Genomic DNA, 12,813 nt, shown 5'->3' on the forward strand with positions numbered 1-12,813 from the left:
AACGCGGGATGCCACCATCAAAGGAGCAGCTGTGTTACCACCATCTGCATCATCGTCCGAACAAACACAACAGTATTTCGATAATGCCTATCTTAAACTCTTGTCGGAGCAGTTTCCGTGTGCCCAAACTGCCTACACCGAAATCATTAATCTCTCGGCCATTCTAAACCTTCCCAAGGCAACCGAACACTTCATGAGCGACGTGCACGGCGAGGCCGAGGCCTTTGAACACATTCTCAACAACTGCTCGGGCGTCATCCGCGAACGAGTGCGTTCTATTTTTAGACACGAACTCTCGCCGAGCGAGCAGGACGATCTGTGCACGCTCATTTATTATCCTAAAGAGAAACTCGCTCTTATTAAGGACAAAGACGCACGCTGGTACTATGACACCCTGCTGTTGCTCGTGCGCATCGCACGCAATCTTTCGAGCAGCTATACCCGCTCCAAAGTGCGCAAAGCCTTGCCCGCGCCCTATGCCTACATTATTGATGAGCTTCTGCGCGCTTCGAGCATCGGAGAGCAAAGCCGCCACGATTACCACGTGCACATCATCGAGTCCATCGTTGACGTAGGTTCGGCCGACGATTTTATCTTCTCGCTAGCTGCCCTTATTAAACGCCTGGCCGTAGACCACCTGCACATCATCGGCGACATTTTTGATCGCGGGGCACATCCCGATAAGATCATGGACCGCTTGAGGGCATACCACTCCCTCGACATTCAGTGGGGTAACCACGACGTTTGTTGGATGGGTGCTGCAGCGGGCTCGGACGCCTGCATTGCAACCATCATCCGCAACAGCATTCGCTACAACTGCTATGAGCTGCTCGAACTCGGCTACGGCATCTCTTTGCGTGAACTCGCTCTGTTTGCCGAGAAGACCTATCAGGCTAGTGAGGACATTTTACCCATCAATAAGGCTATTGCCGTCATGTTGTTTAAACTTGAGGGCCAAGTCATTATGCGCAACAAGGCCTTTAATATGCAAGATCGCCTCTTTTTGGACAAAATCAACTTGGACGATGGCAGCGTTGTTATTGGACAAAAGCGCTACGAACTTATGACGCGAGACTTCCCCACCATTGATCCCGCCGATCCATACCACCTCTCCGACGAAGAGCAACATATCATCGAGGGCTTACGCAAATCATTCAGGGAAAGTCAGCGCCTACGTCGCCACATCGAATTTTTGTATGAGCACGGAAGTCTGTACTTGGTCTACAACAACAACCTGCTGTTCCACGGTTGCATGCCCCTGCATATGTATGGCAGCTTTAGGCCCGTAAACTGCGCTGGAAGGCATTACGCAGGCAAGCAATACTTTGATTTTTGCGATCGTATGGCGCGACGCGCCTGGTATACACATGATCAAGAAGCGCTCGACTGGATGTGGTACTTGTGGTGTGGGAGGTACTCGCCCTTATCGGGACGCATAGTCAAAACCTTTGAGCGGACTTTTATTGCCGATAAGAGCTCGTGGGCAGAACCCGAGGATCCCTACTACACTTTGACGGAATCCCCCACGGTATGCGAGCGTATTCTTGCGGAGTTTGGTTTGACACACCCCCACTCGCATATTATTAATGGTCACACGCCCGTTAAGACCATTAAAGGTGAGACGCCTTTGCGCGGCAACAACAAATTGCTGGTTATCGACGGCGGATTTTGTCGGGCGTATCACAAAAAGACGGGCATCGCGGGCTACACCCTGATTGCAAACAGCACAGGCATGCGCATTAAAGCACACCGCCCCTTCCAGGGCATTGCCTATGCGCTGGTTAACAATGCCGATATAGAAAGTGACGACGATACCTTCGAACGAGAAGATCCTCCTTTAAAAATTGCGGACACCGACATTGGTAAACGCATTCGCGAACGCATTGCTGCCCTAAAGGCACTGCTTAACGCCTACCGCACGGGTGAGCTTGCCGAACATCGCTAATAGTTGTGCAAAAACCTTGACGGTGTGTTATCGGTATGAAGGAACAGCGCTTAGGGTATTTCTTTTGTGTATATATTTCGACCATATGTGTATACTTTTGGATATTTTGCACGGTATTGCACGCGTTTTGCGCACATAACGCGCGTTTTTCGTGTGTGACATGCGCTTTGCACGGTTTTAGAGAGGACACGTTCCATGAAAAAGAACAGGCGCGACCAAAACAGACGTGATCAACGTCAAAGGATGTTTTTATTTGCGCTTCTGGCTGTGGCGATCGTTTTTGTTCTTAATTCCGTTTTTTCGAATTATCGAGCGGGTAATGCCATTCAAACAACGTATAGCGACTTTTCCACGATGCTTGACCGCGGCGTCGTAAAATCGGTGGAGCTCAATACCAGCACTGGCGAAATCCGCTACACCGCCGAGAAGGACAAGAAACAGCAAGAATTTTATACCACGCGTTTCCCTGGCGATACAAACCTTGTCGAGAAGCTCAATAAAAAAGGTGTGCGCTACTCCGCTATTAGCAAACAGGCAGATCAGAGCGCTGCACTTATCTCGTATCTCATTACCGCGATTCTGCCCTTTGCCCTTATCATCGGCGCCTTTTTGTGGATCAACCGTCGCATTAAAAAGGCCATGGGCGATGACAACCCTTCAATGACCTTTGGTGGTGGCTTCGGCTCCCCCTTTGGTGCGGGCCTAGGTAAGTCAGGCGCCAAGGTGGTCAATGGCGAAGAGACAGGCGTGACCTTCAAGGATGTCGCGGGCCAGGATGAGGCTAAGGAATCTCTTGCCGAGATCGTTAGTTTTCTCGAGAAGCCCGACAAGTATTCTGCTATTGGTGCAAAGCTCCCTCACGGTGCGCTGCTCGTAGGTCCTCCAGGCACAGGTAAAACCTTGCTTGCCAAGGCCGTTGCGGGCGAAGCACATGTGCCATTTTTCTCCATATCGGGTTCCGAATTTGTCGAGATGTTTGTCGGCCGCGGTGCTGCCAAAGTGCGCGACCTCTTTAAACAAGCAAATGAGAAGGCCCCCTGCATTGTCTTTATCGACGAGGTGGATACCATCGGTAAGCGCCGTGACACGGGCCTTACTACCAACGACGAGCGTGAACAAACCTTAAACCAGCTCTTGAGCGAGATGGACGGTTTCGACAACCACAAGGGTATTGTCGTATTAGCCGCAACCAACCGTCCCGACTCCCTCGATCCCGCACTGTTGCGCCCTGGTCGCTTTGACAGGCGTATCCCCGTTGAGCTGCCCGATCTTGCTGGTCGTAAGGCCATCCTTGATCTGCACTCGACTGATGTCAAAATGCAGGCGGGCGTTGATTTGGACATCATTGCACGCTCTACACCAGGTGCCTCGGGCGCTGACCTTGCTAACATCATCAACGAGGCCGCGCTTCGTGCCGTCCGCCGCGGACGCTCACAGGTGACGCAGGAAGACGTACAAGAGTCCGTCGAAGTTGTTATTGCTGGCGAGAAGCGCAAGTCAACGGTTCTTTCTGAGCACGAGAAGAAAGTCGTCTCGTATCATGAAATCGGCCACGCCATCGTGGCAGCCGCACAAAAAGGCACCGCTCCCGTCCAAAAAATTACCATCGTACCGCGCACCTCTGGTGCACTAGGTTACACCATGCAAGTCGAGGAGGACGAGAAGTTCCTCACCTCGCGCGAAGAAGCCGAAGGAAAGATTGCTGTATTGTGTGGCGGTCGCACGGCCGAGGAACTCATCTTCGATCAAATCACGACAGGCGCTGCCAACGACATCGAGAAGGCCACCAAGATCGCACGCAACATGGTCACGCAATACGGCATGTCAGATAAGTTTGGCATGGTCGCGCTCGGCCAGGTCCGCAACCGCTATTTGGGTGGCGGCACTGAGCTTACCTGCTCGGAAGGCACAGCGCAGCAAATAGATGAAGAGGTCATGCGCCTTATCGAGAAGGGCCACCAAAAAGCCCGCGAAATTCTTACCGCCAATCGCTTTAAGCTGCATGAGCTCGCTCGCTACCTGCAGAAAAAAGAAACGATTACCGGAGAAGAGTTTATGCGCATTTTTGAACGTGAAGATGGCTTTGGTCCTGTTGGCAGTGCTTACGAGAAGACCGACGAGGCCAAGTAGTCGCATTCCCTAGCCGGAGTGCTTGCGTTTCTTAGCGGCACAGCTCCCAAAAGACGACAGCTGATGCGGCGGCAACATTTAACGAGTCGACACCCGCTGACATGGGTATTTGTACGATCTCGTCGCAAGCCTCTATAACGGATGAGCTTAAGCCTGTCCCCTCTGTTCCAAAAAAGAGTGCCAGTTTTGGATACTTTTTGAGCTGTGGAGCATCAAGGGGGCAGGCTTTTTTGTTCAGCGCTAAAGCCACGCAGGTAAAGCCCTCCGTTTTGAGAAGCTCTACCAGCGTTTGTGGCCACATCTCTTGCGGGGCATACACATGTGGGATGCATAAGGAATTTCCCATCGATACTCGTATTGCCCTTCTCGAGAAGGGATCGGCACAGCTCGGTGCGGCGATGATGCCATCAACATTCAACGCGGCGGCGCTACGAAAAATTGCACCTATGTTGGTGGTATCAACTACGTCCTCAAGGACGGCAATGTGACGTGCCCCATGCAGGATTTGTTGTGGAGTATTCGGAGCGGGACGCTTAAAGGCACCAAAAATACCTCGTGTTAAAGGGTAACCCACAAGGGTGCTTGCAAGCTCTTTCGGTATTACAAACACGGGAATCTCGTCAGGAAGCGCCTTAAGGCAATCGGCTAAGGCCTGTAATTTTTTCTCGTTCAGTAAAAACGAAACGGGTTTCAGACCTCGCGCAAGCGCCACGCGCAGGGCGATTTCGGACTCTACGATCATATGCGTCTTTGCGCTGTTGTGTGGTAGGCGAAGTTTATGCTGCGCTAAGCCCGCATAGAGCTGTAAGGCAGGATCATTGAGTTCATCGAGGCTCTGTATGTGAATGACTGGCATTACTGGTCTCCTGGCGCCTTCTTGTATGTCTGTACGTTTTAGCATAGGTACTTGGCGTTTATCGTGTAAACTTGAGAAGTTCGCAAAATGGAATTGTGAAGTAACGCTAGAGGATGTTAAAACGCCTTTAATATCCTCAATTCCGCTCCTATCCTCAGTAAAAGAGGGTATCATACAGATAGCTTATTCACTAAAAGCCCTCTCGTATAAAGATTGGTTTTTACGATATGCCACAAGGAAAGCACCTTAGTTCAAACGCCAATATGTCCGCAGCTAACGACAACGCAGCTACCGCACAAGACACGCATAAAAAGCAAGCATGGTATCACAATAAGCGCACACGCACCGTCGTTCTTATCGCCAGTGTGGCGGTGGTGACGGTCTACTTTGGTGGCACATTTGCGTTTGCTTCCCGTTTTTATCCGAACACCACCCTGCAGACACATGACATTTCGCTTAAAACAGCTGATGATGTAGCACATCAGCTCACAAACTCCTATGACAGCTACCAGATACAGATCACTGGTCAGGGACTGTCCAAAACGCTGAAGGCCGCTGACCTCAAGCTCACGATCGCTACCAAGGCTATCGCAAATGCGGCCATCAAGCAACAAAATCAGTGGTTGTGGCCTCTTGCCGTCTGGATGCCCCATAAGCTTAGCTATCAAAACCAGGCAACATTCGATAAGGAAGCCCTAAAAAAGCTCCTTGATCCCGCGATCAAAAAAATCAACAACAACGCTACTCCCCCAAAAAGTGCCGCCTGCGTCTTTGATAAAGAGCAGCAAAAATTCGTGATCCAAAAAGAGGTCTACGGTACCATGCTTGATTCCGAGCAAGTCTACAAGGCTGTCGAGAAGGACATCGTCGCGTTAAAGCCTAGCTCGATGCTTGGTAATGAGACGCTCAAAAAGCCCGATCTTCTCGATAATGATCCAGCACTTCTCAAAGTGGCCGAGACCGCGAATGGTTTTTTGTGTGGTCCCATTAAACTGACCTTTAAGGGTAGCGAGGTCACCACCATAAATAACGATGCGCTCGCCGCATGGATTAGCTTCTCGGGTACGAAAGAGCCCCAGTTTAATACCGACGGCATCGCCACGTGGATGCAAAAGGAGTTTGCTGGTCAGCTCAACACCGTGGGTACAACACGCAATTATACGCGCCCCGATGGCAAGGCCGTTAAGATCTCGGGTGGTACCTATGGTTGGAAAATTGATAGCGAGGGACTGGCCAAAAAACTCATTGAGCACATAGGTGCAAAATCCAAGGACGCGCTCGAGATTCCCACCAAGCAAACGGCTGCCGTTTGGGGAGCGAAGGGCACGGCCGACTGGGGCGACACCTATTTGGACACCGATTTGTCCGAGCAGTACGCTCGCCTGTACGTTGGTGGACAACTCAAGTGGGAAAGCGCTTTTGTCAGTGGAAACATTGCGACGAAGCACGGCACTCCCGAAGGCGTATATGCCATCAATAACTTCAAGTCGAGAAAACAAACGCTCACGGGAAGAGATGAAGATAAGGACGGCAAGCCCGACTACATTAGTTTTGTAGAATACTGGATGCCCTTCGTACGCAACTCAATTGCGTTTCATGATGCTCCATGGCGCTCAGGCTTTGGCGGAAAAATTTATCAGAGCCGCGGAAGTCACGGCTGTGTGAATCTCCCTCCTGCTAAGGCAGCTGAGCTCTACAATATTTTGCCTGTTGGCACACCTGTGTTGGTGCACTGGTAATTTAAAAGCGCATGTTGCGTGGATCCATGCCCATGCGCTTCATCATATCTTGCATTTGGCGCATGCTCGCTTTTTTACCCTGCTTGTTATTAGTCATCGAGCGCATACGCCCCATCATTTTGTTCATCTCGCCCCATTGACGTAAAAGGCCATTGACCTCTTGTACGCTGCGGCCACTACCTGCAGCAATACGCTTCCGACGCTGACCGTTAATAATTTTAGGACGAAGGCGCTCTTCTTTAGTCATTGAATAAATCATCGCCTCGATGCGCGTGATAGCATCATCGTTGAGGGGATTTTTGTTGCCCGCCTGCGCAATGGCACGCTCAACGCCTGGAATCATCGAGGCAAGCTTGCTAAGGCCGCCCATTTTACGAATTTGCTGCATTTGCAAAAGCATGTCGTCCATGGTAAAGCCTTCGCGCATCATGCGCTCGGCAGCATCCATCGATTGCTTATCAGCAAGCTGTTGTGCCTGCTCAATGATACCATAGACGTCACCCATGCCCAAAATACGCTTGGCCATACGATCAGGATGGAACACTTCCAACGAGTCGGGCTTCTCGCCAAGCGAAATAAATTTGATGGGTTTACCCGTTACCTGACGCACCGAAAGCGCGCCGCCACCACGAGCGTCACCATCGAGTTTGGACATAATGACGCCGTCAAAGTCGGTGCGCTCGGCAAATTCCGAGACCACGTTGACGATATCCTGACCCGTCATGGCGTCCACAACCATCAGCAGCTGGTCGGGACGTACGGCATTTTTGATGTCAACGGCCTCCTGCATCATGGTCTCATTGATTTGCAAGCGTCCGGCAGTGTCGACGATCACAATATCGCGCATGTGGTCGACGGCCTCCTGGATCGACTGCGTAGCGATGGCAACGGGATGCGCTCCATCACCGCGAAAGACAGGAATGTCAATTTCGGTTGCAAGGGTTTCGAGCTGGTCAGCAGCTGCGGGACGATAGGTGTCGCAGGCCGCCAACAGTGGCTTGTGACCCTGTTTTTGCAGCAAATAGGCCAGTTTCACCGCAGCGGTCGTCTTACCAGAACCCTGCAAACCAACGAGCATGATGACATTGGGCGTACGATTTTGTGCCAGCACGAGCTTTGACTCGGTGGCACCCAACAGGTCAGTGAGCTCTTCCAACACGACTGCGATGACGTTTTGCGTCGGATTTAATGCCGATAAGATCTGCGCGGTCAAGCACTTCTCTTTGCACTTAGCCACAAAATCTTTAACTACGCGATAGTTAACATCTGCCTCAAGCAGCGCAATGCGAATCTCGCGCATTGCAAGATTAATGTCCTCTTGTGTCAGGCGGCCTTTGCCACGCAGCGTGTCAAAGGTTGATTGAAGGCGATCGGACAGATTGTTAAACATACTTACATCCCTTCAGGGGTTGCGATGAGGGTTCTTACTTTGGGCTGGCGCGAGCGAGAAGAACACGAGAATGGCCGTGGACCTGCGGCTTACACCCCTTCAGAGCTGCCAACAAGGGCTTCGCAGAACTGCTGCGGATCAAAGGCCTGCAGATCCTCGATGCTCTCGCCCACCCCAATACGAAAAATGGGAAGCTTGAGCTGGTGAGCAATGGCAAGCGCAATACCGCCTTTTGCCGTGCCATCCAATTTTGTCACAATGAGCCCGTCAATGTCCAAGGCGTCGTTAAACTCTTTTGCTTGCGAGAGGCCGTTTTGCCCAGTGGTTGCATCAATAACCAAAACCACGCTGGTGGGCATACCAGAACGTTTCCGGGTCACGTTGACGACTTTTGCGAGCTCGCGCATAAGGTCCTCGGAGGTGTGTAAGCGACCCGCCGTGTCGATAAGAACCAGCGAGCTTGAGGTCTTCTCGGCATAATCGACGACATCATAGCAAACGCTGGCAGGGTCGCTTCCCCGCTGACGGGTAATCACCTCGACATCGGCGCGCTTGCCCCAGACTTCGAGCTGCTCGATGGCGGCCGCACGGAAGGTATCAGCGCCGCCGATAAGAACTTTGACGCCATCGGCCTTTGCCTTGCCAGCGAGCTTTCCGACTGTGGTGGTTTTACCTGCACCGTTGATGCCTACAAACAAAACGCAGCTAGGCAGGTCATCAAAGGGATCACGATCGGCGGTCGGGAAAAGTGCAGCAAGATGCTGGGCTAAGGCGCGACGCAGCTCGGATGCGGTACGTAGATTTTCTCGGGCAGCTTGCTCGCGCAAACCATCGGTGACACGCATTGCAACATCGGCACCGACATCGCCCATGACGAGGGTGTCTTCAAGATCCTCCCAAAAATCGTCATCAACGTCGCCACCCAGATAAAAAAGTTCGCTTAATGCTTTTCGAGAACGCGCGAGGCCTTCGCGCAGGCGCTGTGCAATACCCATTTATGCGTCTACCACCTTCCCAGTTTTTTTATCAAGACGCTGCGAAACCACGTGACTGACACCATCGGCTTGCATGGAGACGCCGTACAAGACATCGGCTTGCTCCATCGTGCGGCGTTGATGCGAAATGACAATAAGCTGTGTTGTATTCTTTAGATGCTCAAGCGCGCCCAAAAGCTTGTCGAGATTCGCGTCATCAAGTGCAGCCTCTACCTCGTCAAAGACATAGAACGGCACAGTGCGTGTCTTGTAGACAGCAAACAACAAGGCAAGCGCGGTCAGCGACTTTTCGCCACCACTCATGAGCATCATCTTAGTAAGGCGCTTGCCGCGAGGCTGCGCGATGATTTCAATACCCGTCTCGTTAACGTGGTCGGGATCGGTCATCTCCAAATGCGCCGAGCCGCCCGTAAAGAGCATGGCAAAAATCTCTTGGAAGTTCTTATCGACCAGATCGAAGGTATGCAGGAACTGCTTCTTCATTTTGCGCTCGATAGCTGCGGTAATTTTGAGAAGGGCGCTGCGAGCTTGCGTTAGGTCTTCCACCTGGTTGTTGATGTGATCGGCACGCTGCCTGAGCGTTGCATATTCATCCATGGCAACTTGATTGACAGGACCGATGTCCTCAAGCGCGCGCTTAAGCTGTGCCACTTCGCGTCGCGACGCCTCTGCGTCCACAGGTGCGGGCAGCGCAAGCGCATCTTCGAGCGTGTACGCGCCATCAGCTGTGATCGATTGGATGGCCTGGTTGACCATAAGTTCGAGCTTCGCAAGCTTGACCTTATCGTCAGCAATACGCTGCTGTACCTGGGCTTGAGCTGTTTGCTCTTGCTCTACCTTCTCGCGCGCTGTGGCGATCGTCTTTTTGAGCGACTCCGAATCGGCTGCCGCAAGGCTTGCTCTATCTTGCAAGCGCGTTGCCCACGCGAGCGCGGCATCGTACAAACCCGCATAACGCTCATGCAGCGGTTGTACGCGCAGACGCAAAGCCTCGAGCGAACGAGCGGTATAGTGCAGCGCATCAAGGCGGGATCCGATGTTTTTGAGGCGACGAGTTAGCTCTTCGGATGCTTGTTCAGTGTGGCGTTTGCGCTCACGCACCGTTGCGAGTGAAAGACGCAGCTCAGAAAGCTTCGTCGTGAGTTCTGACTGTTTGGCTGCGGCGTCACGGTGCTCATCAGCAAGCTCTTGCAGTTGATCGGACAGTGCTTCTGAGCGCGTTGTCGCCGCGGCGGCAGCGTCTTTGTGTTGCCGCAGCTGCGGGCGTGCCTGTTTAGTTTGCTCTTGCGCCTCAAGGCGTTGCTGCTCGATGGTTTTGTGCTCGCGGCGTACTTGTTCGAGCTGTACCTCAAGTCGTCCCAGTTCAGATGAAACGCTTGCAAGTTCACCTGCTGTTTGTGCAACAGTGCCTTTTGCCTGTTCGAGTTGATCTTGCTGCAACACGAGTGTTTGGTTGGCTTCGGCAATGTCGTACTCGAGGGTTTGTAGCTGGTCGGTGGCTTTAGCAATCGAGCTGTTGAGCGTGCGTGCCGAACGCTTGCGCTGAAGGGCACCCGACTGAGTTGAGTGCTTGCTACCAACCACCACACGACCATCGCTCAACACCATGGTATTGGTTGCGTCAGCGCTTATATAAGTCAAACCAGGATAAATTTGATGTGCGAGAAGGGCATCGGAAGCGCTCGTGCAGACATAGATGTGCCCAAACAACGTCTCAAAAAGGCCACGCATATCGTCCGAGAAACTCAAGTGCTCAAGCAACATGCCCGACGGTGCGATGGCATCGCCTGTGGCAGCAATGCCGCCTGTGGCAGCGGCACTCGGCGTGTGCAGCTTTAAAGCAAGCTCCGCGAGCTGTTTTTTGCTCGGTGCCGCAAAAGCACTGTGCGTACCTGCAGAGCCTGAGCTGCTTGTTTGTAACTTACTCAAAAACGTAACTTGCCCCTGAGATTGGGCGGCGGGTTGACTGGCAGATTTCGCGCTGTGTGAGTCAGACGCTGGGCCCGCAGCGCCCACAGCGCCAGCGACAACGCCCTTCTCGACAAATTCGCAACAATTGTGCACAAGCTCGACAAGCCCTGCTTGATCGGGTGCCACCAGCGCTGACAGGTCATCAGCAAGCAGACGCTCCACAACTGCTTCGAGCGCAGGCGGCGCTTCAATAAAATCTTTGAGGCGACCAGCAATATGCTCGTCACCTTTATGCGCTCCGAGCACCTTTTTAAGCAGTGGATTGGCATCCTGCGCTGCAAGATCAAGCGCTTCGAGTGCTGCAAGAGACGCCTGTGCGCGCGTAAGCTTTTGCTGCGTTTGCTGCTGTTGGGCGCGCAGCGACTGCAGATCCTGCTTGGTATGTTCAATCTTTTTGGTAAGCTCGGCAACCTCATGCGTTGCCTCGTCGTGCGCCTGCTCAAGTGCCTGCTTTTTGTCCGTTGCCTGCACAGAGGCTTGCTCATAGGACGTCATGGCCTCTGCAAGCTGCTGCAAGCGACTTACAAACATACTATCTTCAAGCTCAGCATGCGAGAGCTTCTCTTTAAGACGTACGTACGCCAAGGTTTGCTCATCGGCAGTTTTTTGTTCCGCACGAGCTTGTTGTGTGAGCTGCGCATTGCGAGAATCCAGATCACGCAGTGCTTCTTTCGACGACGCAAGCTTTGGCTCAAGCTCAGTGAGGTGCGCTTCGAGCTGCGTGAACTTCTCGGTAAGTTCCACGAGTTCGTGGTTGGTCGACGATAAGTCCCGCGAGCGGTCAGTTTTTTGTTTTTCGAGCGAGGAGATGTTCATGCGCAGTTCGGAGAGCTTGGCAACCATATTTTTGCCCTTCTCTTCCAACAAGCGCATGTCAGAACTTAAGCGCCCAACCGCATCTTGCATGCGGCGGCGTGACTCGGACAAATCACCCACAAAAAGACCTTTTTGCTCGAGCATCGTTTGCAATTTTTCGAGCTCAGCGCGCGCCTCGGCGACGCGATACTGCGCCAGCTCATACTCAGCGGTCGACTCCTTATGCGTGGCCGTAAGCGTTGCCCACTGGCTGCGCAAACCTCGGAGCTCATCAATCGCAAGCATGGTCGAGACCTCGGCTAGGCGTGCCTGAATATCTTGCGCACGCTTGGCCTTATCGACCTGGCGCTCCAAGGGGCGCAGTTGTCTGGTGACTTCATGGGCGATATCCTTGGCGCGTTGGAGGTTATCGTCCATGTTTTTAAGCTTTTTAGCTGCACGTTCTTTGCGGCGGCGATGCTTGGAGATGCCTGCAGCCTCTTCGATAAGTTCGCGGCGTTGCTCGGGACGCGATTGCAAAATGGAGTCGAGCTTGCCCTGCGAAATGATGGAGTGCGTATCTTTACCTAGGCCAGAATCATGCAAAATGTCCTGGATATCCATGAGGCGCGCGGGCGAACCATTAATGAGGTACTCGCTTTCGCCCGAGCGGTACATGCGGCGCGTGATGCCAACTTCGTTAAAGTCTACGGGGATGGCATGATCGCTGTTATCGAGCACGAGCGTTACTTCAGCCACACCTACTGCTTTACGGGCGCTTGAGCCCGAGAAGATCACATCTTCCATGGCCTGTCCGCGCAACATACGAGCGCTTTGCTCGCCCAAAACCCACAAGATAGCATCCGAAACGTTCGACTTGCCCGAACCATTGGGGCCGACAACAACCGTCAGGCCTGGATCGTACAGCATGTGTGTTTTATCGGCAAAGGATTTAAATCCCTTGAGGGTAAGTGACTTTAAAAACACCCGCG

7 protein-coding genes are annotated in these 12,813 nt (G+C 52.6%); 3 read left to right on the forward strand and 4 right to left on the reverse strand.

Features of this window, described 5'->3' with window-relative positions:
* The first annotated feature begins 31 nt into the window (after positions 1–31).
* Together HMPREF3192_RS04860 and ftsH are read left to right on the forward strand one after the other, a co-directional pair.
* Positions 32–1,945 (forward strand): fructose-bisphosphatase class III, encoded by a 1,914-nt coding sequence (locus HMPREF3192_RS04860; protein ID WP_066305928.1) that lies wholly within the window; start codon positions 32–34, stop codon positions 1,943–1,945.
* A 243-nt stretch (positions 1,946–2,188) separates the two neighbouring features.
* Positions 2,189–4,075 (forward strand): ATP-dependent zinc metalloprotease FtsH, encoded by a 1,887-nt coding sequence (gene ftsH, locus HMPREF3192_RS04865; RefSeq protein WP_066306089.1) that lies wholly within the window; start codon positions 2,189–2,191, stop codon positions 4,073–4,075.
* A gap of 31 nt (positions 4,076–4,106) precedes the next feature.
* Here ftsH and HMPREF3192_RS04870 read toward each other — a convergent pair whose 3' ends face one another.
* Positions 4,107–4,931, reverse strand: a complete 825-nt coding sequence (locus HMPREF3192_RS04870; protein WP_066305930.1) for a TrmH family RNA methyltransferase — start codon at positions 4,929–4,931, stop codon at positions 4,107–4,109.
* A gap of 227 nt (positions 4,932–5,158) precedes the next feature.
* Here HMPREF3192_RS04870 and HMPREF3192_RS04875 point away from each other — a divergent pair, with 227 nt between their 5' ends.
* Positions 5,159–6,670 carry a L,D-transpeptidase family protein gene (locus HMPREF3192_RS04875; protein ID WP_082715656.1) on the forward strand — a complete coding sequence of 504 codons (1,512 nt, stop codon included), beginning with the start codon at positions 5,159–5,161 and terminating at the stop codon, positions 6,668–6,670.
* Between the two features lies 1 nt (position 6,671).
* Here the strand turns inward: HMPREF3192_RS04875 and ffh are convergent, their stop codons facing one another.
* The 3 genes from ffh to HMPREF3192_RS04890 form a co-directional block, all read right to left on the reverse strand.
* Complete coding sequence (ffh, locus tag HMPREF3192_RS04880; RefSeq protein WP_066305936.1) at positions 6,672–8,060, reverse strand: signal recognition particle protein; 1,389 nt, start codon at positions 8,058–8,060, stop codon at positions 6,672–6,674.
* An 89-nt stretch (positions 8,061–8,149) separates the two neighbouring features.
* The gene (ftsY, locus tag HMPREF3192_RS04885; protein ID WP_066305942.1) at positions 8,150–9,055 is read right to left on the reverse strand and encodes a signal recognition particle-docking protein FtsY; all 906 of its coding nucleotides are present in this window, start codon (positions 9,053–9,055) and stop codon (positions 8,150–8,152) included.
* A complete protein-coding gene (locus tag HMPREF3192_RS04890; protein ID WP_066305944.1) occupies positions 9,056–12,808 on the reverse strand; it encodes an AAA family ATPase in 3,753 nt (1,250 codons plus the stop codon).
* Between the last annotated feature and the right edge of the window lie 5 nt (positions 12,809–12,813).

This window comes from Atopobium deltae (assembly GCF_001552785.1).
Taxonomy (GTDB): domain Bacteria; phylum Actinomycetota; class Coriobacteriia; order Coriobacteriales; family Atopobiaceae; genus Atopobium; species Atopobium deltae.

Bases quoted from the DNA above. Each gene is read 5' to 3' on its own strand.
- ftsH (WP_066306089.1), top strand. From the start codon at position 2,189: ATGTTTTTATTTGCGCTTCTGGCTGTGGCGATCGTTTTTGTTCTTAAT.
- HMPREF3192_RS04870 (WP_066305930.1), bottom strand. From the start codon at position 4,931: ATGCCAGTCATTCACATACAGAGCCTCGATGAACTCAATGATCCTGCC.
- HMPREF3192_RS04875 (WP_082715656.1), top strand. From the start codon at position 5,159: ATGCCACAAGGAAAGCACCTTAGTTCAAACGCCAATATGTCCGCAGCT.
- ffh (WP_066305936.1), bottom strand. From the start codon at position 8,060: ATGTTTAACAATCTGTCCGATCGCCTTCAATCAACCTTTGACACGCTG.
- ftsY (WP_066305942.1), bottom strand. From the start codon at position 9,055: ATGGGTATTGCACAGCGCCTGCGCGAAGGCCTCGCGCGTTCTCGAAAA.